The sequence below is a fragment of the Nostoc sp. DSM 114160 genome (assembly GCF_053470305.1).
Genome location: NZ_JBPFGO010000001.1, coordinates 180,491 through 203,106, shown reverse-complemented (window position 1 = coordinate 203,106; position 22,616 = coordinate 180,491). Strand labels below are relative to the sequence as shown.

General features: G+C 40.9%; 22 protein-coding genes and 1 pseudogene. 14 read left to right on the top strand and 9 right to left on the bottom strand.

Features of this window, described 5'->3' with window-relative positions; genetic code table 11:
- Nucleotide 1 precedes the first annotated feature (1 nt).
- The gene (locus NSTCB13_RS00890; protein WP_448271097.1) at nt 2-1,495 is read right to left on the bottom strand and encodes a sensor histidine kinase; all 1,494 of its coding nucleotides are present in this window, start codon (nt 1,493-1,495) and stop codon (nt 2-4) included.
- A gap of 34 nt (nt 1,496-1,529) precedes the next feature.
- Nucleotides 1,530-1,691 carry a hypothetical protein gene (locus NSTCB13_RS00885; protein WP_445630012.1) on the bottom strand — a complete coding sequence of 54 codons (162 nt, stop codon included), beginning with the start codon at nt 1,689-1,691 and terminating at the stop codon, nt 1,530-1,532.
- A gap of 658 nt (nt 1,692-2,349) precedes the next feature.
- Between NSTCB13_RS00885 and NSTCB13_RS00880 the strand changes: the two genes are divergently transcribed.
- The 8 genes from NSTCB13_RS00880 (at nt 2,350) to NSTCB13_RS00845 (ending at nt 8,570) form a co-directional block, all read left to right on the top strand.
- On the top strand, nt 2,350-2,637 hold the full coding sequence (locus NSTCB13_RS00880; RefSeq protein WP_445630013.1) for a Mo-dependent nitrogenase C-terminal domain-containing protein: 288 nt from the start codon (nt 2,350-2,352) through the stop codon (nt 2,635-2,637).
- Between the two features lie 169 nt (nt 2,638-2,806).
- On the top strand, nt 2,807-3,481 hold the full coding sequence (locus tag NSTCB13_RS00875) for a response regulator transcription factor (protein ID WP_448271095.1): 675 nt from the start codon (nt 2,807-2,809) through the stop codon (nt 3,479-3,481).
- Nucleotides 3,482-3,680: 199 nt separating this feature from the next.
- Nucleotides 3,681-4,649 carry an arsenosugar biosynthesis arsenite methyltransferase ArsM gene (gene arsM, locus NSTCB13_RS00870; RefSeq protein ID WP_448271094.1) on the top strand — a complete coding sequence of 323 codons (969 nt, stop codon included), beginning with the start codon at nt 3,681-3,683 and terminating at the stop codon, nt 4,647-4,649.
- A gap of 143 nt (nt 4,650-4,792) precedes the next feature.
- Nucleotides 4,793-5,758 carry an anion permease gene (locus tag NSTCB13_RS00865; protein WP_448271092.1) on the top strand — a complete coding sequence of 322 codons (966 nt, stop codon included), beginning with the start codon at nt 4,793-4,795 and terminating at the stop codon, nt 5,756-5,758.
- Nucleotides 5,759-5,801: 43 nt separating this feature from the next.
- On the top strand, nt 5,802-6,809 hold the full coding sequence (arsS, locus tag NSTCB13_RS00860; protein ID WP_448271090.1) for an arsenosugar biosynthesis radical SAM (seleno)protein ArsS: 1,008 nt from the start codon (nt 5,802-5,804) through the stop codon (nt 6,807-6,809).
- A complete protein-coding gene (locus tag NSTCB13_RS00855; protein ID WP_448271088.1) occupies nt 6,809-7,579 on the top strand; it encodes an SDR family NAD(P)-dependent oxidoreductase in 771 nt (256 codons plus the stop codon). Before arsS ends, NSTCB13_RS00855 begins: the two co-directional genes overlap by 1 nt.
- A 230-nt stretch (nt 7,580-7,809) precedes the next feature.
- On the top strand, nt 7,810-8,124 hold the full coding sequence (locus tag NSTCB13_RS00850; protein WP_448268385.1) for a ribbon-helix-helix domain-containing protein: 315 nt from the start codon (nt 7,810-7,812) through the stop codon (nt 8,122-8,124).
- Nucleotides 8,125-8,126: 2 nt separating this feature from the next.
- A complete protein-coding gene (locus NSTCB13_RS00845) occupies nt 8,127-8,570 on the top strand; it encodes a type II toxin-antitoxin system VapC family toxin (protein ID WP_448271086.1) in 444 nt (147 codons plus the stop codon).
- A gap of 71 nt (nt 8,571-8,641) precedes the next feature.
- On the opposite strand, the gene NSTCB13_RS00840 is transcribed toward NSTCB13_RS00845, so the two are convergent.
- Complete coding sequence (locus NSTCB13_RS00840; protein WP_448271084.1) at nt 8,642-9,562, bottom strand: alpha/beta hydrolase; 921 nt, start codon at nt 9,560-9,562, stop codon at nt 8,642-8,644.
- 56 nt (nt 9,563-9,618) lie between these two features.
- Here NSTCB13_RS00840 and NSTCB13_RS00835 point away from each other — a divergent pair, with 56 nt between their 5' ends.
- Nucleotides 9,619-9,780, top strand: a complete 162-nt coding sequence (locus NSTCB13_RS00835; protein ID WP_445630020.1) for a hypothetical protein — start codon at nt 9,619-9,621, stop codon at nt 9,778-9,780.
- Here the strand turns inward: NSTCB13_RS00835 and NSTCB13_RS00830 are convergent.
- Nucleotides 9,769-10,065, bottom strand: a complete 297-nt coding sequence (locus tag NSTCB13_RS00830) for a hypothetical protein (protein ID WP_322671179.1) — start codon at nt 10,063-10,065, stop codon at nt 9,769-9,771. The genes NSTCB13_RS00835 and NSTCB13_RS00830 overlap by 12 nt on opposite strands.
- 259 nt (nt 10,066-10,324) lie before the next feature.
- Nucleotides 10,325-11,962 carry a hypothetical protein gene (locus tag NSTCB13_RS00825; RefSeq protein ID WP_448271083.1) on the bottom strand — a complete coding sequence of 546 codons (1,638 nt, stop codon included), beginning with the start codon at nt 11,960-11,962 and terminating at the stop codon, nt 10,325-10,327.
- Between the two features lie 87 nt (nt 11,963-12,049).
- Between NSTCB13_RS00825 and NSTCB13_RS00820 the strand changes: the two genes are divergently transcribed.
- Complete coding sequence (locus tag NSTCB13_RS00820) at nt 12,050-15,358, top strand: alpha-mannosidase (protein ID WP_448271082.1); 3,309 nt, start codon at nt 12,050-12,052, stop codon at nt 15,356-15,358.
- A 337-nt stretch (nt 15,359-15,695) separates the two neighbouring features.
- Here the strand turns inward: NSTCB13_RS00820 and NSTCB13_RS00815 are convergent, their stop codons facing one another.
- The 3 genes from NSTCB13_RS00815 to NSTCB13_RS00805 all read right to left on the bottom strand — a co-directional run bounded on the left by NSTCB13_RS00815 (nt 15,696) and on the right by NSTCB13_RS00805 (nt 17,994).
- Complete coding sequence (locus tag NSTCB13_RS00815) at nt 15,696-16,085, bottom strand: hypothetical protein (protein ID WP_445630023.1); 390 nt, start codon at nt 16,083-16,085, stop codon at nt 15,696-15,698.
- Between the two features lie 583 nt (nt 16,086-16,668).
- Nucleotides 16,669-17,220 carry a DUF2231 domain-containing protein gene (locus NSTCB13_RS00810; protein WP_322713525.1) on the bottom strand — a complete coding sequence of 184 codons (552 nt, stop codon included), beginning with the start codon at nt 17,218-17,220 and terminating at the stop codon, nt 16,669-16,671.
- A gap of 33 nt (nt 17,221-17,253) precedes the next feature.
- Nucleotides 17,254-17,994 (bottom strand): LmeA family phospholipid-binding protein, encoded by a 741-nt coding sequence (locus NSTCB13_RS00805; protein ID WP_445630024.1) that lies wholly within the window; start codon nt 17,992-17,994, stop codon nt 17,254-17,256.
- 244 nt (nt 17,995-18,238) lie between these two features.
- On the opposite strand from NSTCB13_RS00805, the gene NSTCB13_RS00800 reads away from it, so the two are divergent.
- From NSTCB13_RS00800 to NSTCB13_RS00785, 4 genes are all read left to right on the top strand, one after another.
- The gene (locus NSTCB13_RS00800; RefSeq protein ID WP_448271079.1) at nt 18,239-18,805 is read left to right on the top strand and encodes an HD domain-containing protein; all 567 of its coding nucleotides are present in this window, start codon (nt 18,239-18,241) and stop codon (nt 18,803-18,805) included.
- Between the two features lie 184 nt (nt 18,806-18,989).
- On the top strand, nt 18,990-19,526 hold the full coding sequence (locus NSTCB13_RS00795) for a hypothetical protein (RefSeq protein WP_445630026.1): 537 nt from the start codon (nt 18,990-18,992) through the stop codon (nt 19,524-19,526).
- 21 nt (nt 19,527-19,547) lie between these two features.
- Nucleotides 19,548-20,384: a CheR family methyltransferase gene (locus NSTCB13_RS00790; RefSeq protein ID WP_445632029.1), complete on the top strand. Its 837-nt coding sequence runs from the start codon at nt 19,548-19,550 to the stop codon at nt 20,382-20,384.
- A 201-nt stretch (nt 20,385-20,585) separates the two neighbouring features.
- The gene (locus NSTCB13_RS00785; RefSeq protein WP_445630027.1) at nt 20,586-21,365 is read left to right on the top strand and encodes a hypothetical protein; all 780 of its coding nucleotides are present in this window, start codon (nt 20,586-20,588) and stop codon (nt 21,363-21,365) included.
- A gap of 193 nt (nt 21,366-21,558) precedes the next feature.
- On the opposite strand, the pseudogene truB reads toward NSTCB13_RS00785, so the two are convergent.
- Nucleotides 21,559-22,444 (bottom strand): annotated as a pseudogene (gene truB / locus NSTCB13_RS00780) (tRNA pseudouridine(55) synthase TruB).
- Nucleotides 22,445-22,616: the final 172 nt, after the last annotated feature.

Here is a 22,616-nt window from a genome sequence, read left to right as displayed (position 1 = left end):
GTTAAAGGGTGAAGTAAAATGTTGCACCTTGCTCCACTACGCTTTCTGCCCAGACACGGCCACCATGACGGTGAACAATGCGCTGTACAGTAGCTAGTCCGATGCCAGTACCTTCAAACTCAGTCATAGCGTGTAGGCGCTGAAAAGCACCAAAGAGTTTGTCAACATAAGCCATATCAAAGCCTGTGCCATCATCACGGACAAAATATACATGGCTGTCATTTTGCTGTAAAAGCCCAAATTCTATCCGTGCTTTTTGATGTTTACCTGTAAACTTCCAGGCATTACCCAGTAGGTTTTCTAGCACGATCCGTAACAGATGAGCATCACCATTAGCAACCAATCCCGACGTAATGATAAACTCTACTTGGCGTTCTGGTTGGGTTTTGTGCAACTCTGTAGCGATCGCTTCTACTAGTGCGCTCAGATCGACCTTTTCGTAACGCATCTCACTACGCGTTAATCGTGACAGATTCAGTAAATCGTCGATCAGTTGTGCCATTCGCTGGGTGGCTGCACGCACTCGCTGGAGGTAGTTTTGACCTAGTGCGTCCAGCTTGTCTGCATAATCTTCTAGGAGTGCTTGACTAAAGCCGTCGATACTCCGCAAGGGGGCGCGCAGGTCGTGAGATACAGAATAACTAAATGCTTCCATCTCTTTGTTAGTGGCTTCGAGTTGTGCTGTGCGTTCTGCAACTCGCCCCTCAAGCTGGACGTTTAGACGCAGAATCTCTGACTCCGCCTTTTTGCGCTCATTAATTTCAGTTTGCAATTCTTCGTTAGTGTTTCTCAGTTCGGCAGTCCGTTTGTTAACCTCTATTTCTAATTCATCACGAGCCTTTTGCAAAGAATTTTCCATCCGCTCGCGTTTGACAAGTTCCTGATTGGTGATTGTGGCTGCGAAACCGACGATCGCAGAAGCGATAATGCTACCAAAAATAGTCAGCAAAGTTGTTTGATGAGCGCTGGCGTTTGCCTTCATCGTTCGCTGTTTCAACAACTCATTTTCTTCGTTCTCCATAGCTGTGGTCAGCATTCGGATGTCTTCCATAATCTGCTGACCCCGATCTGTCTGAACTATTTGCAACGCGGACTCTAAGTTTTTGCTCCTAGCGTTAATCGTCTGTTCAATCAAAACCAGTTTTTTAGTTATCAGAGGTTCAAGGCGATCGAGCCGCCGCTGTTGATTCGGGTTATCCGCAGTCAATTGGCGTAGAATTTTAAGTTTCTGAGCAATCTCGCCAGTTGCAGTGCGATAGGGTTCCAGATACCGTTCTTTGCCTGTGAGAAGATAGCCTCGTTGTCCAGTCTCTGCATCTTTGATCTGTGACATGACTTCTTTTGTCTTTTCAAGCACTTCGCGTGTATGTGTTACCCATTGAGCGTTTTCTTTATACTGAAGCAAACTAAGGTATGAGATGATGCCAACACCAGTCATAATTGCGACTGCTATTACAAAACTGCCTGTATTCTTTTTGTAAATAGCCCATTCCATTTTTTACCTTCCTAGTTGAAAAAGTAGCTGCTGGCTAAATTGGTAAAAACGGTGAGCCAGTGCTGTAGAACGGTAACAGTTGCTCTCTACTGGCTATCTTCTTTTCTTTAGGAGAGGCTGCGTTAGTGTCGTTAGGATCGTCACGCGTTCCCGTCTCTGAAACAGAAGGGTGACTAGCAGCCCAACTACTCGTCATAGTTTTAGTAACTGATACCAAGTTTCTTAACTTTGAGAGCGAATTAGCCCTAATAAAGGATATCTATAATTAGTTAATGATTGTGACCGTATATTTTCTGAGACATGAGAAAGCAAATAATAAATTTTGTTAAATGATTCAGTATATTTCCGCAGCCATATTCACGATATTTTCGCTTGCATAAATTATATCAATGTGCTAAGTCACATCAGCAATTGCACTTAAAAATCTTTACTTATATTAGCTTGATATTAAATTGATTGGCAAATACGTAGACTAAATAGAAACATAAATTACTATCAGTAACCTGAAAAATTCTGCATCGTCCAGGGATTGAGGCGAAATGTTTGTCAAATAGTGCCAATTTGCCCAAAAGCGTTGTCCTGTAACCTTTTTGCCCTGAAAATCGAGCTTCTTTACGAGAGAAAGGTTAGGAGGTTAGGTTTTGGATAGGTTTTTCAATATGAAGTGAAAAGTCAGGACAAATTATCGGGAACTGTAGTACTCGAATGTGTAGTTAACACTACAATTTCTACCTCTGTAGAGAACCAAAGAAAAAGTAATAAGTGCATAAAACTATAAAACCGATCTGTATCTATTTATAGAGGTTCAAATACAAAAAACTCAATCTAGTTTGAAATTATCAAGGTGAAAAATTATGACAAGCTTTATTCAAGTTCGCTCACACAATGACCTACTGCACCCAGTCCGCGAGTGGTTGGAAACGATAGAAATTCATAACTCCAAATTGGCTCATTTTCTATGCAAAGCTATTCCTGCTCAATGTCCCTTTGAGCGAGACATCATGCTGCTTGGCCGGAAGCTATTTCATATTCCACCTATGTGTAAATTAAATCCTCTATACGAGGAAGTGGTTGGTTTGCGTTTTAGAGCGCTCTGTTATCTCGCCGATGAATGTGGTGAAGATATCACAGCTTATTGCTGATCGCCAGTTGGATTGTTCTTCGATCGAGCAGCGATCGGTAATTGCAGATTTACGGTTGTTACTTACTTAGGTTTATACTAAGCTAACGTACACCTAATTAGATGTTTGGCTATTAAGTAGCTGGCACTATTGTTGCTTCCCGTATCCTGCTGAAATTATTAAGATCATCATGACGCACATCTTACTGATTGAAGATGAGGTCAAACTGGCACGATTTATCGAATTGGAATTGAATTATCAAGGCTATCAAGTCAGTATTGCCTACGATGGATTAACTGCACTCGCCGCAGCCAGGGAGTTGCATCTGGATTTAGTAATCTTAGACTGGATGTTGCCTGGTTTGTCGGGGTGGGAAATTTGCAGCCGCCTGCGGAGTATCGCCCAGAAAGTGCCGATAATTTTATTAACCATTAAAGATGAAGTAAGCGATCGCATTGCAGGTTTAGACGCTGGTGCTGATGATTACCTGGTTAAACCCTTCAGCGTTGATGAATTATTAGCCAGAGTCAGCGTTCGCCTACGAAGAAGCAATCAAGTAGAGTACGCCGATGTTTTAGAATTTGAAGACCTAAGTTTAAATCGTCGCACGCGGCAAGTGTACCGAGATCGGCGGTTAATTGAGTTAACTGCGAAGGAATTTGATTTACTAGAATATTTGTTGGCCCATCCGCGACAGATAATTAGCTGCGATCGCATTTTAGAGGAAGTCTGGGGTTATGACTTCATGGGCGATGCCAACATCATTGAACCCTACATTAACTACCTGCGTCTGAAACTTGAAGCCAATAACGAAAAATGTCTCATTCAAACTGTGATTGGTGTTGGCTACACATTGCATGATTGAATTGGGGATTGGCAAAGACAAGCGAAAGACTTTTCAATAATTCTTCTTTATTCCCTCAGTGCCTATTGCTTAAAAGCAAAATTTTTGATTATAGCTAACTTTGGTGTTTTTGGCAATCTCTACAAAAACTCATCCAACTTAGAGTTAATTATATTAGGATGCACAAAGCTATCATCCAAAATCCAAAACTCAAAGTGGCATGACCTATCTAGAAACAGCAGCGCAATTCTACCGCGAAGTTGCCCAAACCCCGCAAGTTGGACTTTGTTGTGTACAAAGTACGCCCCTGCAACTACCAGGATTGAAAATTCCTTTGCCAATGCAGGAAATGAATTATGGTTGTGGCACCACTGTTCACCCCACCGAATTAGGAAACCAACCTACTGTGTTGTATGTCGGTGTTGGTGGCGGCTTAGAAGCGTTGCAATTCGCTTATTTTTCCCGTTATGCAAGTGCTGTAATTGCCGTTGAACCGGTTGGGGCCATGCGGGAAGCAGCTGCACGTAATTTGGAAATTGCTGCTCAAGAAAACCCCTGGTTTAACACCAGCTTTGTCGAAATCCGCGAAGGTGATGCTTTCAACTTACCTGTTGCTGATGGTAGCGTCGATATCGTGGCACAAAATTGTCTTTTCAACATCTTTGAACCAGAAGATTTAACTCGTGCTTTAAAAGAAGCATATCGGGTGTTAAAACCAGGTGGACGCTTGCAGATGAGCGATCCAATTGCGACTCGTCCCATTCCAACACATCTTCAAGATGATGAGCGGCTAAGAGCCATGTGTTTATCAGGCGCACTCACATATCAAGAGTATACTGAAAAGATTATAAATGCTGGTTTTGGTCAAGTTGAAATTCGTGCCCGTCGTCCTTATCGCCTACTAGATTCCCAGACTTATAATTTAGAAGAAAACCTACTTTTAGAAAGTCTGGATTCAGTCTCATTTAAAGTTGTCATTCCAGAAGATGGTGCTTGCATTTTCACTGGAAAAACAGCAATTTATGCTGGTTCTGAACCCTTCTTTGACGATTTGGCAGGTCATATACTTCAGCTAGGTATTCCGACTGCGGTGTGTGATAAAACGGCTGCTAAACTTGCTGCTAGTAACCCAACAGAAATAATTGTTACCAATTCAACTTGGCACTATAACGGTGGTGGCTGCTGTTAATTTATTCAGAAAGAATTCAGGTGTCGGAATTCATTCAGAATGGTTCTGTGCGACTGGATGATGAATGCACAAATTAAATATTTCACTAATTACATTCTGAATTCTAGATTCTGAACTATGACTTCTTTTTTATAAACTCAAAAATGTTGTTAATAAATCTATTTTTAGCCACGCTTTTTTTAGCATATTCAAATGGAGCGAATGATAATTTTAAAGGTGTAGCAACGCTGTTTGGTAGCCGAACTAGCAGCTATCAAACAGCAGTTTTATGGGCAACTTTCACAACTTTTGCTGGTGCAATAACTGGGATTTTTTTAGCAGGAGCATTAATTAAAAACTTCTCTGGAAAAGGACTATTACCTGATGCGATCGCTAATTCTCCAGAGTTTCATCTCGCAGTGGCGATCGCTACTGGATTGACTGTAATCATTGCTAGCCTCATGGGGTTTCCCATTTCCACAACTCACAGTTTAACAGGTGCGCTGGCTGGCGCTGGATTAGTTGCGATCGGACTGCAACTTAATTTTGCCGCTTTAGGAACTTCCTTTATTTTGCCTTTATTACTCAGTCCAATCATGGCTATTCCCTTGTCCGCAGGAATTTACAGCTTATCTGGCTATATTAATTCAAAATGGCATCTACCAGTCAACCAAAAAATGATTGATGCTTGTCATTTTTTCAGCGCTGGAATTGTCAGTTTTGCTAGAGGATTAAATGATACTCCTAAGATTGTTTCACTCATCCTAATTATTGAGTATTTCTCGATTCAGGGAGGAGCGATCTTGATAGCGATCGCAATGGCACTTGGCGGTTTACTCAACTCCCAAAAAGTTGCAATAACTATGAGTGAAAAGATTACTTCAATGAATCATACTCAAGGCTTATCAGCAAATATAGTAACTGGAGTTCTCGTCATTGCAGCTACTCGGTTTGGGCTTCCAGTTTCTACGACTCACGTTTCAGTTAGTTCTATTTTTGGTGTTGGATTAATTAACAAAAAATCTAAATCTAATACTCGTGTTTTTTATCAAATTCTACTATCGTGGTTTTTAACTTTACCAACTGCTGCAATTATTAGTGCGATCGCCTACAGATTACTGCAAGGTTAGAAAAATTGAATATTGTTGTGCAATTTTTTAGGAGTAGTAACTAATGCAAACTCAAGCAAAAATTATCCGAAATCCAGCAGTCACAACCTTTCAAAATAAACTCAGTTCACCTTTGACAAAAAAAGGAATCACTGTTTTACAAATTAATCTAGGTAAACGTTGTAATCTTACTTGTACACACTGTCATGTCGAAGCCGGACCAAAACGTACAGAAGAACTTTCTCCTGAAATTTGCGAACAATTGACTTCACTAATCCATAAATTTCCTGAAATTAAAGTTGTGGATTTGACTGGTGGCGCACCTGAAATGAATTATGGATTTAAGCCACTGGTAGAAGCAGCAAAAGCAACTGGTAAACAAGTAATTGTCCGGTCTAATTTGGCGATTTATTTTGAAGATGGATTTGGTGATTTACCAGAATACTTTGCTAAACACCAAGTAAGAATTGTGGCTTCTCTACCCTGTTACCTAGCAGATAATGTTGATAAAATGCGCGGTACTGGTGTTTTTGATAGTTCAGTCAAAGCTTTGCAGTGGCTTAACCAACTCGGCTATGGTAAAGATCAAAATTTAATTTTGGACTTGGTTTTTAATCCCCAGTTACCCACCGATGAAAAATTTTCTTTAGCTCCCGAACAGAGCAACCTAGAACGAGATTACAAAATGTTCTTACAAGAACATTTTAATATTATGTTTAATAACCTCTTCACTTTTACCAACTTACCAGTTGGTAGAACCAAAATGCATTTAGAACGGAGAAAACTGTACGCTAGCTATTTGCAGTTTTTAGAGTCGCATTTTAATCCCAGCACAGTTGAACATTTAATGTGTCGCGATGAACTTTCAATTGACTATCTGGGCAATGTATATGATTGTGACTTTAACCAAATGATGAATTTGCCTGCAAAAACTCGCAATGGTGAAACTTTGACAGTTGGTAAATTGTTAGAAGCCGGCAATTTAGACTTAATTAATGAGGTACAAACTGCTGCTTATTGCTATGGTTGTACTGCTGGGTGTGGTTCTAGTTGTGGTGGCGCTTTGCTCTAATGTCTTTTATCGATGAAATTAATCCTGTCAATGCTTTGATTGTGGGAGCCAGCCAAGGTATTGGTTTAGGTTTTGTGAAAAAATTGCTACAAAATCGCCCAATAGCTAAAATTTATGTAACTTCTCGTCAACCGAAATCGGCCTCAGAGTTAATAGCTCTTGTAAACGAATATCCTGAGCGATTAATTTGTTTGGAGATGGATATTACTGACGAGTTACAAATTATTGAAGCTGTTCAAAAAATACATACTCAAGTTGACAAACTGCATTTGGTAGTCAACTGTGTAGGACTGTTACATGAAGATACTTTGCAACCTGAAAAAAGCTTAAGACAGATCAATTCAGAAAATTTGTTGCGCTACTTTCAGATAAATAGTATTGGTGCTGTTTTACTGGCTAAACATTTATTGCCTCTGTTTCGTCATGGAGAACGCAGCGTGTTCGCCACTATTTCTGCTAAATTGGGCAGTATTGGCGATAACCAACTTGGTGGATGGTATGGCTATCGGGCTTCTAAAGCAGCGCTTAATATGTTGATGCGAACTGCGGCAATTGAGTATAAAAGAAGTTGTCCGAAAGCATTAATAGTAACATTGCATCCTGGTACAACTGATACCCGCCTTTCTCGTCCTTTCCAAAGAAATGTCCCTGCGGAAAAATTATTTTCAGTAGAACGTACTGTTACCCAATTATTGGCTGTCATCGAACAGCTTCAAGAAGGCGATAGTGGACACTTTTTCTCATGGGATGGGAGCAGATTGCCTTGGTAATTGCGTTACGCTGGTGTTAGTAGTCTGCAAACCTAAAAATACTAAGTGAGGACTGGGAAAAGGGGAAAGGGGAAAGGGTAAGGGATTTAAACCCTTTTCCCCTTCCCCCTTACCCTTTTACCCCGCCAAGTCACGAAAGCGAACTATTTGTGAAACTCACGTTACTTGTAACCAAAGCCTATGAAGTTTTTTGTGCCAGCAACCAAGGATAATATCAAAACGGAGAAGGTATGACTAACATTCATATTTCCTTACCTGAGTCGATGAAAGTCTTTGTCGAAGAACAAGTAGCTAAAGGTGGTTATAGTTCAGCCAGTGAATATCTTCAAGAGCTAATCTTTCAAGATCAACAGTGCAAAAGCCAAGAAGGAAAATGCGCTCAGTTGATGGCAAAGCTTCAGACACAAGGTCAACTGAACAATGAGGAGTTTGAAGTCGTTGCAGATAAGTTAGCTGACGAATTTGCGCTATGTGTTGGGTCAAATTTAGCAGTGCTGTCAGATTATGCTGTGACTCGTGAGAGTATTTATGAGGATCATCCTTAGCAGTGGTATATCTCATAGACACTAACATCCTACTGCGTTTTGTAGATCGCACTCACCCACTACACCCAATAATACGAACTGCAATCCAAAAACTGCGACGCGATGAACATACACTGCAAATCACCGTGCAAAACTGCGTTGAGTTTTGGAATGTTGCTACAAGACCAGCCACAAAAAACAGATTTGGCTTAAGACCAACAGATGCAGATCGGCTGCTGCGACTGATTGAACGCCTCTTTCCATTGTTGCCTGATATGCCTGCTATTTACCCTGAGTGGCGTAGGCTTGTTGTTGCATTCAGTGTATCAGGTATCCAAGTGCATGATGCTCGTCTCGTTGCTAATATGAAGGTGAACAGCATAACGCATATTTTGACATTCAATATTAGAGATTTCATTCGCTATGCGTCTGAAGGAATTGTAGCGGTTGATCCAACAACACTGTAGTTGTTATTTTTCAATGTGCGATCGCTAGGATACTATAGCCATAGAGTTAATCAAGCCTCAGTACTGAAAGGCTAAGAATTAGGAAACTCTAACTCAGCGCTTCCTCGTGCTAACTGCGCTATCTCAGATGGTAGGTGTCGCTCTAACCAATCTTCCAAATCAGCCATTACCTCTCGATAATTGAGGTCACTCTGAATCTCATGATAGGCTCCTGGATACTCAATTCTCAGCTTATCTTTGCAGTTTATCCGTTGGCAAAAAATGTCGCTTCCTGCTGGCAAAGCTACTCGGTCTGCACCACCGTGGAGAATTAATAATGGTAATTGCCAATCACCTGCATGAGCATTAATCCAATCAACTGTTGCAAAGAATTCTGTAGCCAGACGGGCAGTAGCAAGGGTATGTCGCAGTGTATCCTGAGCGATCGCAGCTACAACCTGCGGATCTCGTGAAGCAGTACTGATGTCAATGCCTGTATTCAGTGTAAAACGCGGCCACATCCGTGAGAGCATTTTTCCTAAAAATACCCGAATCGGTGAAACCCCAACTTTCCCCAAGGTTGGCGCAAGAGCGATCGCACCCTGCAATAATGATGCTTGTTGGGGATAGCGCAGAATGTAATCTAAGACAATCACCGCACCTAAGCTGTGACCCAAGAGAAAAACTGGACATCCAGGATTCTGAGTCTGAATTAACTGTAAAAAAGCTCCCAAGTCTTCACGAAACTCACTCCAAGCGTTGATATAGCCTTGCTGACCTGGTGAGCGTCCATGACCGCGCAAATCTAAGGCGTAGATAGCGTATTGCTTGGGTATCAAATGTTCAATGATATTACTGTAGCGATCGCCGTGCCCTCCAAGTCCATGCACAATGGTTAATATTGCCCGGACTTTACCCTCTGGATGCCAGCTTTGGTAATACAGTTCAAGTCCTCCAACACCTTGGAATCTGTTTTTTTTACGAGACGCTAGGCGATCGCTATGGTCAATCATAGGGTTAATTTTTTACGTATTCTCCCAACAAGCTACTAAAAAGTCAACTGGAACGGGTGTGGAAAGAAGAAATTGCTGTCATAGAAGCGGCTAAAGCAGGAAGGCAAGATTTAGTTGAGCTAGCCGCAGCAATTAAACAGACAGTACCCACAGGGGAAGACATGCATACACTGCGACAAATAGAAATCATATATTGTGGTAAGAGATTATTTTTCTAAAAAGTTTGTAACTTTGAAATTTGATGTTCCCTCCCAACAGTGGTTCAAAAATGCACTTACCTGGGCATCTACTGAATCAGCCGATTCCCTAGATGCATTAAATTGTACTGCTGTCACAATGTATTCAAAGATAATTACAAACTGCTTTTGCGGTGAAATTCTTTCGACTACAATTGTTTCACCTATCTTCGGGATTTGAGGCAGATTTACCACAAACGTCTCAATTTTCGGTTTATCTAATGGATTTTTGAAATTGAAGTATTTACAGTAAACAATAATTTTCACTTAGACAACCACCAATAACAATTCAAAATTCCAAATTCACGCATTCAAGAATATGTAGGGTATCTGTGAACAGCTTTTGCTTAAGTAAGTACCATTCGTCCTATAATTTCTTAAAAAATATCTACCAGTTTATACCAACTCACCCAAATCAGGCTACAGATGTAAATCTAGAAACCCAGATGCAATCTGACAAGTCTTAATTACGAATTACGTAGCTTGCTTCTCGCCTTTGGCGAGTATTACGAATTACGAATTAGTCTTATTTCCCTTGCCACAGCTGCCGCAACGACTGAAAAACCTTTACAAATCTTTCTTCTAGCCAGACCATAACATAATCAAGCCATTCCAAAAGTTGCTCTAAGGGGTGCTTTTCATAACCAGTTGAAGTTGCTGTGGTTTCTATCCAGTCTGGCTGTGCCTCAACTTGACTACTTTGATGAAATTGCTGTTGCAAAATTTCCCCTTTACGACTCTCGCTTTTAGTTTGGGAAATACGGGTTTGAGTTTGTTTTACAGAGGCGACTTTTCCAGATATTTTTTGACTTGAGGCGAGATTACTACTTGGTTGTTTTCTTTGTACCAAACCAGATCCGAATTTAGGTTGTTTTACACTCAAATTTTTTTGTGGAAAATGCCTTATTGATAAACTTGGGGCTAAAGCAGGATTTTTCCCCTCAGAAAGTGTAACTGACTTGTCAGCAACGGTTTTGGTGTCACCAAATAAATCATTCCACGTTAGCCAAGGATCGTTTGTAAAATCCTGGTTCTCTTCCACAGGGCTTTTGGATAAGGCTTTTCTCAGGCGTGACGAAAAGAGTTTACCTGGCATCTCATTACTAATTGTTGTCTCAAGTGTTTTTCTATTACCAACACCAAAAAAGTAATTAAGCGCCGCCTCAATCAAAGCCTGAAAATTCTGTGAATGAGTTTCTAAACCATCAGCGTTGGGAGCAATCTCTCCTTTAGCAGCTAATCGATCTTTGCCATAAAGAAATATGTTTAACTGGGTTTGGGCAACTTGGATAACTTCCTGGCTACGTTTTTGCGCTGGGACTAAAGCATTCGATTCCAACTTCGCAACGGTTATATCTAGAAATGCTAATAATCTATTTGTATTAAGTAAATCTTTTGGTATACCCTCGGCTAAAACTGGAATTTTAGCTGGATTTACGTCAGTGAGTTTTGCTAATAATTGGTCAATTTGTGGTAATAGCCGCGTTTCTTTTTTAGCTATAATCAAACGCCAACACTGCCAGTAATTAGCAACTTCGTTAATAATTCGGTCTTCTAATTTTGCCTGTTGTTTGGGTGTTAAGATATCTAGAATTTCATTGTCGGCAGTAACAAGTACTAAATTTCGATTCATCAAATTTGTGGCAATTCCTTGCACTATTGGAAGACGTTGTTGAAGGGCATTGTCTAATTGTGAAGGGTTGAGACTGAGAGCTTGATTAGCGGTAATATTTGATGATTGAGTAAGATTAGAGTTCTTTTCAACGAATTTCAGCCGAAAAACTCCCAATAAAGCCAAGGGATTGAAATCTTCAGATGCTTTCGTAGGAGTGGAAGCGGGTTCATCTGGTGACAGGTGATTGACTGCCTCTAGTACATTTTGAATGGGACTATCAGCATCGGGTAGAGTTTCAGGCTGGAAATCGGTATCATTTGGTTGTAACTTTAATCTAGTTTGTGGTTCTCTAGTATGTAGCGTTTTCCCAGATGATTCAGATGACTGAAACAGTAGATACACTGGGTAAAGTAGTACCTCGACACCCCACTTAGTGGCGACTTGCAAATGCCGAAAGGTATGTTCCCACTGTTGTGTCACCCGCCGAGATTGCTGGTGGACAAAGTTAAATAGTCTGCTTTGATAACGACCAGAGGAACCAGAAGACATAGTAGTAATTTTTTAGTTCAAGTCTTGTTAAGTTGTGAGACTCGCGCCAAACAATAAAAACGACCAACACCTCATCTTAGCGAATATATGACCCCGACTGTCTCTCAATCCCAGACCAAATTTATCTCACAAACAATTGAGCAACTGCGCTCTTTTTGTCAAGTTAATATCCAGTCTACGTGGCTGTATCAAGAATCTGACTTAGTTATTACTGATGTTGTAGCTGCTGATTTGTCTCATTGGCAACCTGTCCAGTTGAATGCTAAAGAACATATTGCTTGGACGGGCGGGAAAAAAGTGCTATGGCTGGTGCAAAGATTGGTAGTTCCCCAAGATTTACACGGTTATCCCTTAGCGGGGTTATCTTTGCGGCTGGCGCTGGTTTGGTGGGCGGATTCTGCTGAGATTTATGTAAATGGCGAGTTAGTGCTGGAGGGTGATTTATTTGATTGTTCGCCGAGAGTGCTTCTGTGTCAGGGGGTGACGCCAGGGGAAGAATTCATTGTGGCTTTGCGATTAGTGAGTCCGGGACATTGTGATGGTGCTTTAGTGCGATCGCTCCTAGTTTATGAGTCTTATGTTGATAATAATCCCGATCCGGGTTTTGTGGCTGATGAGTTAGCTGTGGTGCAACTTTATTTGGAAAAATTTGCGCCGGAGAAGTTGGATGTTTTGGCGGCGATGGTGGGGGAGGTTACGAACCGCAGAGGCGCAGAGGACACGGAGGAAGACAAGGGAGGGTTGGTAAAGTCGTTTTTATCTCTACGCCAAAATTTAATTCAATCCAAAATCGTTCGACTGAGCGAAGTCGAAGTCCAAAATCGTTCGACTGAGCGAAGTCGAAGTCCAAAATCTAAAATTTTCCTGTTGGGTCATGCTCACTTAGATTTAGCATGGTTATGGCCTGTAAGTGAAACTTGGAATGCGGCGCAAAATACTTTTGAGTCGGTTTTGAAGTTGCAAGCAGATTTTCCTGAGTTAATTTTCTGTCATTCAAGCCCCGCACTTTATGCTTGGATTGAAGAACATCGCTTGGATTTATTTAGGGCAATTCAAGCACAGGTAGCCGCCGGACGTTGGGAAGTTGTCGGCGGAATGTGGGTGGAACCAGAACTCAACCTAATTGCTGGTGAATCAATAGTCCGTCAGTTATTGTATGGTCAACGGTACATCCAGGAGAAATTTGGCAAGCTTTCAACTGTGGTGTGGGTTCCAGATTCTTTTGGTTTCTGTGCAACTTTACCGCAGTTTTTCGCTAATGCCGGAATTGAGTATTTTGTGACGCAGAAGTTGCGGTGGAATGATACTACTAAATTTGATTATGGGGCTTTTTGGTGGCGATCGCCTGACGGTAGCGAAGTCTTTAGTTTGATGTCTGCACCCATCGGTGAAGCTATAGACCCAGTTAAAATGGCATCCTACGCTCTTGAATGGCAAACTCAAACTGGTTTACCAGAATCCCTCTGGCTTCCCGGTGTCGGCGACCACGGCGGCGGCCCCACCCGTGATATGTTAGAAACCGCCCAACGCTGGCAAAAGTCACCTTTGTTCCCAGACTTAGAATTTACGACGGCTGAAAAGTATTTACAGCAACTTGTAGAGACGCGATTCATCGCGTCTGTTAATAATCATGATTCTTCCCCTGCTTCCCCATCCCCCTCATTCCCTACTTGGAATGACGAACTATACTTAGAATTCCATCGCGGTTGCTACACTACCCACGGTGATCAAAAACGCTGGAATCGTCGTTGTGAAAATTTATTATATCAAGCTGAACTATTTGCTACCTTGGCGACTGTAAGCTGTGGTGTGACATATCCGAAAGCAGAAATTGAAGCAGCTTGGAAACAAATGTTATTTCAACAGTTTCACGATATTTTACCTGGTTCTTCAATTACCCAAGTTTACACAGATGCCTTGCCCCAATGGCAGCAAGTGGAACAAGTAGGAACGAAAATATTACAGGAATCACTTTTAGCGATCGCATCTCACATTACCCTATCAGAGCCACCAAAACCCGATAGTCTGCCTATTTTTGTTTTCAATTCTCTCAATTGGCAACGTTCTGAGGTAGTCTCTGTAGCCTTACCTACAGCAGAAGATTGGCAGATTTACGACACTTCTGGAAACCAGCTTGTCTCCCAACTCTCTGAACCATCAACTATACTATTTCTCGCCACCGAAATTCCACCCGTAGGCTACCGCATATTTTGGCTTTCCCCTTCACTCACTAGTACAGACGAGATGAATCGCGTTTCTCCCTCATCTCCCGCACTCTTCCCAGACTGGATTTTAGAAAATGAATTCTTGCGAGTTGTTATAGATCCCGACACCGGAGATTTATCAAGTGTTTTTGACAAAACTTATCAGCGAGAAGTTTTGAGTGGGGCGGGGAATCAACTGCAAGCTTTTAAAGACAGTGGGCAATATTGGGATGCTTGGAATATAGACCCCAATTATGCTCAACATCCCTTACCTTCAACAAATCTTCAATCTGTTCAGTGGTTAGAACAAGGCCCAGTGCAAAGTCGTGTGCGCGTGGTGCGTCAGTTGGGTGAATCGGAATTTTGCCAAGACTATATTTTGCAAGCTGGTTCACCTCTGCTGAACATTGCTACAACTGTCAATTGGCAAGAAAATCATGTCTTAGTGAAAGCTGCTTTTCCTCTAAATATTGAAGCTGACTTTGCTACTTATGAAATTCCCTGTGGCGCGATTCGCCGCCCAACTAAACCGCAAACTCCCGCAGAACAAGCAAAATGGGAAGTTCCTGCTTTGCGTTGGGCTGATTTAACAGCAGAAAACACACAGACAGAAGATACCGCAATCCCAAATCGTTATGGTGTCAGTTTGCTCAATGATTGTAAATACGGTTATGACAGCAAACCAAACCAACTCCGTCTAACACTGCTACGCAGTTCTAATTGGCCAGACTCAAAAGCCGATCGAGGTTTTCACGAGTTTAAATATACCTTGTATCCTCATGCTGATAGTTGGGAATCAGCCCATACAGTACGGCGTGGCTATGAATTGAATATACCATTGCAAGTGATATTCAATTGGCCACTGGCAAAACCCTCCACTGCTGCTATCGGCACTATTGAAGGAGTAAGTTTCCTAGATTTATCAGCTGAAAATTTAATCTTGATGGCCTTAAAGCCATCTGAAGACGATCCACAGCAATTAATTCTGCGATGTTATGAACCTCACGGAGAAACAGCCGAGTTATCTTTGCAAAGTGATTTAGGGTTAAATCTTGGAAATACAGTAGATTTATTAGAGCGTTCCGCCAGTACTGAATTTTCATCTTTGCAACAAAAACAAATATTGATTATACAACCTTGGAAAATCGCCAATTTTAAGGTGATACCAGCGATTAATCCCAGGCTGAAGTGAGCCACCATATTTAATGTTTAGTAATTAATAGAACAACTACTGGCGTGGCAAGGCTAAATTTGTGCATTAGCAAACTCTTGTGGGATAAGCTCTCTAGCCCGTCTTTTTTGGCGGGCAAGATGCCCGCCCCACAATAAAATTTATTGCAACATTTTTGTCTTGTCACGCCACTACTAACCATTAGACATCTGGTGAACTAAATATGTGTTATCCGAAATATTTAGTAGGCAAAATTCATGTAGCTGGAGGCTTCCCATAGCATTTTCTGGAAGCAAGCTACGCGTAGCCTTTCCATTAAGAGAAGGGTATTATGCCTACGTCATTTTTACTCCTATCTCTAATAGCGTCGGCGGATAATCTGGTATCGTCCGTAGGGCTGCCGTCGTTCGATAATCTGGCGTTGTCTAAAACGCTGCCGTTGTTGGATTCTCTGATATCGTCCGTAAGGCTGCCGTCGTTGGATTCTCTGGTATCGTCCGTAGGGCTGCTCTCGTCGGATTATCTGCCGTCTCTCGTAGGGTTGCCCTCGTCTATAGTATCGTCTTGACCACCGTTGAGCAATTAAAAGCTCTCCGGTTTTATTTCCAACCAGGTTAGCATCTGGTGCAACGCTCTGTTCATTCAGAGTATTACTTAGAGAAATATCTTTGGCTTCAGCTAATGAGGGCGGAGACACAAAGGCAAATAGCAATACTGCTATTGAAGATAACTTCCTGAAACCTTTCATGTTTTTGCTTCTCTAAACTTTCGGTAATAACTTTATTAAAACACTTTAAAGTCTGAAAGTTAGCAATCGCGCACTTTTTTAAACTTAATTTAGTATGAAATTCAATCTTGCAATTTCACTCTTTTGTATAATTGCAATTTTTATAAGCTTGTGTATATAAAGAGTTAGTATATTAACAGGATGTATTTTTTTTACCACATAGACAAAGTATACAGTTATTAATTAAACAAGCTAAATTTTTTATTGTAATATGAGTTTAAAAGCCTTGCTGGGCAAGGAAAATATCCTCCCAAATTTTAATTTATAAAAACTTTAGCTCGGACTTATCTCCATTCCCCAAGATGTATCAAGGCTGTATCAAATACAAACTATAACTGCTAAATTTTCTTAGCGGCAGCTGTAAATAATAATCTGTCATTGGATTTGTAGTTTCAGACAACTATCTTGTTAAGTGCTGCATTTTTCCTATTTTCTGCCTCACTTCTCTACAAGAGGCTGCGGCAACGACTACGCTCAGTAACCACTTGCTTTCTGCCTCCTGTCTGATTATTGAGCGTAGTCGAAACACTGCCTTACTCATCCTTTAAGGATATCTTCTGCTACCTCCACCCACTACACCAATTTTGTGGCGATAGGAGAGTTCAGCGCCGAACCAACCAGAAGCACTGGTTAGCGTACCGACAACAAGCGAGATTAACAGTCCCCAAGGTAAGATTCGAGATTCAGCGTCACCCAAGCGTAGGAGAAAGTTAACGAGTGATAAAACTAGTATAGAAACGTTAAGTATCAAATGCGTCCAACCGGCGGTGCGCTTGCGGACTCGTTCAATTTTTACAAAGTCGCTCAGACCGATCGCAGATGCAAGGATGCCTCCAGCTAATCCAAGTCCGATTAACCATAGCGAAGCCCTAGCCCAAAAGAAATCGCCAGTTAACCAATAACCAATGTCACTTCCCAAGGCAGCAGCTAAAAATGCTATGGGAAAGATCACACTCAAGGGGTGTAGGGGATGTCCGGCGATCGCTACTGTACTGGGTACACCAGTATCACGATACTCACTGTCGTTACTTTCAATAACTGGTGGAATATTTGGAAAAGGTGTTGAACCTGTTTGTGTTGTTTCTGTAGTTTCCATTATTAGTATCCTGAATTTATGAACGTTACATTTTTAAGCTGAAGGAATTTTTTCCACATAAGCTTCAGCCTGTAAGATTAGTTTACCTAGTTCTACTTTTAGTTGGTTGACTTGCAAACTCATACCATCTAAATCAAAGTTACTTAGATTCAAAATTTCGCTAGTTTGATCGATCAAAGCTTTTGTCAACTCTGGCGATATTTCCTCACTTTCGCCATACTCGACATTTTCCAAAGCAACACTTTTTCCATTACTGCTAATCCTGGGGACTGCGGAAAACGCAACTTGCTGATTTTCACCAGTTTCTACTAATTTTATACTGGCATTTAGTGCTACTTTTTCATCGCCCGGTAATCGAAAATCTACATTTTGAGGTTCAATAGCCCTCAGCTGTCCGTTAATATGTATTTTTTGACTTTGCAGTTGCGATCGCACATATTCGGAGTTGAAAGCACGATTAATATCAGCTTCGGTTAACACAACCTCTGCATTAGCTTCAGTCGGTTTAGTTAGTTCAATTTTACCAAAAGCCACGCTTAGAGGATTAATAGCAACATTAGTCATTTGCATTTCCAATTCCTCCATACGGAGGTCTTTCTGCATAACTAAACCATCACCTTCAATCGTGACTTCATCCACTTCTCCCTGAACCAGTTTCAGCGGGTCTGTTTTGATGTCTACATCTAAATTTTCGACTTCATCTAATTGACTAGATAATCCTATTTCTGCCGCTTTATTGAGAGCTTGCTCTCCTAATCCAGGATTGTCTGGCATTATGTAAATTAACTCCTAGTTGAAAACACATCCTTGAGTAAATTTAATAAACTAACAGCAGAGTTTTATCTATCTGTCGATGGAATATAGATTTAAATGTTATCTATCTAATTTAAAATTCAAATTTTACTTGTATACTCATTTCATCCTTTATTACCTCTGCACTTGGAGCGATTTGTTATAAAATTGACACAAACCCAATATTTCGGTTGAGTTATTCTGACTGCTGGAATTTTTTTATACAATGCTCTCAGAACGTTTTACCGCAGCCCTGATCTACGCCACCCAACTACACGCCAACCAAGTTCGTAAAGGTTCAGGTGTCCCTTATATTGCCCATTTATTAGGTGTCACTAGTATTGCTTTAGAATACGGCGCAAATGAAGATGAAGCGATCGCAGCTCTTTTACACGATGCGATCGAAGATCAAGGTGGCGCTGCAACACGAGAAGAAATTCGCCGTCGCTTTGGTGACAATGTAACGGCAATTGTAGATGGTTGTACTGATGCTGATACAACTCCAAAACCCCCTTGGCGACAGCGCAAGGAGGCATACATTGCTCATATTCCTACAGCTTCCCCATCAGTACTGCTGGTGTCATCAGCTGATAAACTTTACAATGCCCAGTCTATTCTCAAAGATTATCGCATTTTGGGCGAATCACTTTGGGAACGTTTTCATGGACGTAAAGAAGGTACTCTTTGGTATTATCGGGCGCTTGTAGATGCCTTTAAAAAGACTGAAAGCACTGTAATAATTGAGGAATTAGAACGGGTGATTTCGGAAATTGAAGTCTTAGCATCTACATAAAAAATTTATTTACCCAGAAGTAGATAAAAGATTTATTAGAACTAGACAAACGGATTTTTTACAAACACGATATAGTCATGTTTCTCACGAATAAATTTTGGCTTTTAGGTTCTCTCTCTAGATAAAAAACCTTTCTCTCGGTAGATAGGTGTACTGACATGATTGTGACTGGTATGTTACCAATATGACGATAGTAAGACAAAACACCCTAAATCCAACTGTAAATCCTTCAGTAAATCCTCCAGAAAACTTGGCAGAAAAATATGCAGAAGCAGAGCGGATGCGTGATGTTCTGCTTTTACTGCAAAACTTGATTAACAGTGAAGAAGCCACTGTAAAACTAATTCTGGATTGTCTTTATGATGTTGGTTCAGTCAATTTGATTAATCAAAAGCTTCGCCTAAAACCCTTAAACAGGGTGATGAAATTAATTGCCCGAATGTCTAAACCAGTTTTTAGAATCTTAGCTTTAAAATGGTTTAAAAAGAACTGTCCGCAACTGATTACTAATTGGCTACACACGCAAGTCTCCTTTGAAAATCTCCAAAAGACACCTGAACAAGTAGCGATTGAAGTTGTACAACTAGAACCATATTCCATCCCACAGAGAGAAAGCCTGAGCCAAGAGATAAAAAATCTGCGCTATCAGGTTAGATGGCTAGCTGGAATTTCAATAATTGCGATCGCTGTTTTAGTAGTAAAAGCCATTCGGTTAAACTGAAACCGATGAATTATGAATATTATGCCTCTGCCCAAACCGATCTTGGAGGACATAGAAATACACCTACTCTTAGAAGGTGTATATCAGTACTACGGTTATGACTTTCGCAATTATGCTCTTTCATCACTCAAGCGCCGTATTCAGGGCTTCATGCAATTAGAAGGGGTAGCAAATATTTCTGCATTGCAAGAGCGGTTACTACATAATCGCGCCTATTTAGAAAGATTTTTGCTGGCTCTGACGGTGAATGTAACATCAATGTTTCGCGATCCCAGCTTTTATAATACCTTCAGAAATCAGGTTATTCCCTTCTTACAAACCTATCCGTTTATTCGGATCTGGCACGCTGGATGTTCAACTGGTGAAGAGGTCTATTCAATGGCAATTTTACTGCAAGAAGAAGGACTTTATCACCGTTGCCGCATATATGCCACTGATACGAATGAGAAGGTATTACAAAATGCTAAAAGTGGGATTTTCTCGTTGAAAATGATGCAGGAATATACTCACCTGTATCTAAAAGCAGGCGGCAAGAAATCTTTCTCAGAGTATTATACAGCAGCTTATGACAATGCTATTTTTCGAGCGTCTCTAAGAGAAAATGTGGTTTTTGCCCAGCATAATTTAGCCACTGATAGTTCTTTTAATGAGTTTAATGTGATTCTTTGTCGTAATGTCCTCATATATTTTAATCAGGTACTTCAAAAGCGAGTACACGAACTGTTTTATAATAGCCTTTGTACTTTTGGCATCTTGGGTTTAGGAAGACAAGAATCTATCAGATTCACCTCTTATGAGCCTTACTATGAAGAGTTAGTAAAGGGTGAGAAAATATATAGGAAAATAGCAGGTATGTGAAAAGAATGCTTTGAACGGGTAATTGAATTATGAATTATGAATTATCTGAAAATAACTAATACTCAATATCCCAAAAATTATGAATAAAATTGCGCTCGTTGTCAAAAGACAGTCTGTCAAACATTTATTATTGTGTTCAGAAGATAGATTTAGCGAGCGTTTAAGGTAAATTACACATTAAAGTATTAAAGGAGATTGTCGATGCAACTTCTCGAATGTCCTCCTGTTGCAGTCATTGCTGGAGAAAATGCGGTTCATGTTTCTCAACTACCTTCTATATGGCAAGACATTGCTAGAGGAACCACGAGTGTCGGACTTTCTCAACCCCAAAGCTATGTTGAGATGGCACAGCTATTTTTGTATAAATTAGAACGTGGTGATGTTGATTTATTTAGCGATCGCCCCCAACTAGCTCACCTAATACCCTCATTTTCTCAGCTATTTGCACAACTAGCATGGGAAACCTTAGAGTTTTTTGGACAAGACTTTCTCAAACACAGCTATCCGAACTTTGCAGAAATTCTTTGCGATGTGGAGTCAAAAGGAATTGATTACGCTGATGAAGTAAAAGTGGCTCGCATCGGCATAGATTTATTTAATGAATTTGGTTATGAACTACCTGCTAGCTTTTATCACGTGCATTTAGCACCAATTTACCGCGATCATGTTTTTGAAGAACGTGCTTTGCGATTCGATCGGCGCGATATTGAGCATAAACGTGCTTGGGATGCCATACTCCATGCAGGTAAGGTATTTGCTATTCAAATGAAGGTGCAAAGTATTGCCTCCAAATACGGTTTTACTTATCAGCATGGCTGCGGTTGCAACTCTCATCTATCTTCCATTGATGTATCTCGTGGCGCGTTTGAATATGAATTGAGTTTCGACAAGCGTCAGCGATGGATTCGCAGTTTCATCTGGACTGCTTGGTATGAGTATGCTTTCTTTGCGATCGTACCTAATACGAGTTATTTGGTTTAATAAGAAAGGAGTCAGGAGTCAGAAATGAATTGTGTGCGACTAGTGGATAGCGCAAGGGTAGCGAGTCCGCTTACCCTTACAGCGAGGTACACGCAGCGTCTCGTAGAGAATATCTTGATTCTTACCGGAGGTGGAGTGTCTTCGGTTCCACTCTTAAATTCTGACTTCTGAATTCTGACTCCTGAATTCTTCTTCAAGAAATCGCCTCAAAAACCATTTGCGGAATTAACACTTCATCTTGTAATTGCCCAACACCTAAAAAGCGAGTCTCTTCTTGATAAACTCGCACTATCCCAGTAATATCAGAATCTAGAGAAACTCGCTGACCCTTGACACCATTTTTGAGCAGGTATTGCTGGTAAAGTCACAGACAACAAATGTTGTAACGCCGCATCAGGGGCGAGAGGTTGAAATGTCCCGCCTTGCAATTTAGCTTCTAAGTCGGTGAAAGTGAGACTATCTGTTAAATCGAAACCACTGCTTTGGGTACGGAGCAAAGCCGCAAGTGTGCCACCAGTTTCTAAGATTGCACCTAAGTCACGAGCGATCGCTCTAATATATGTACCAGATCCACAGGCGATCGCCACATCCAATTCGGGAAAATCTCCTTCTCTCCAATCCAAAATATCTATCTGAAAAATTTCTACTGTCCGCACTGGAACTTCCACTATTTCACCTTTACGTGCTAAGTCGTAGAGACGTTTCCCATCCACTTGAATTGCACTATAACTCGGTGGGATTTGCTCAATCTTGCCTTCAAATTGTGCCAGTGCAGTTTTCACCTCTGCCAAACTCAATCCAGCACAAGCTTGAGAACTAATGATTTCACCTTCTAAATCATCGGTTGTAGTCCGCACGCCCAAACGAATGGTAGCCTTGTAAGCTTTGTTTTCTGGCAGATATTGCAATAATCTTGTGGCTTTACCAAGTGCGATCGGTAAAACCCCTGTTGCTGCTGGATCTAAGGTTCCCGCATGTCCTACACGTTTGAGGCGCAACAATTTTCGCACCCGCGCTACGCAGTCGTGGGAAGTCCAGCCAAATGGTTTGTTTAAGTTGAGAAAACCTTGAAATAACACAAAATCAATACTTACAGCTTATAAATTCTATTAAATACTCATTTAATGCTTTAAGCATTAATATTTAGCAATTAAAGTTTATTTTATTTAAGCATTATTTTATCAGTATCAAGACATTCTCTAAGCACTTTACCGAATAATATCCAAAAAGCGCAGATAACGGCGAGTATTT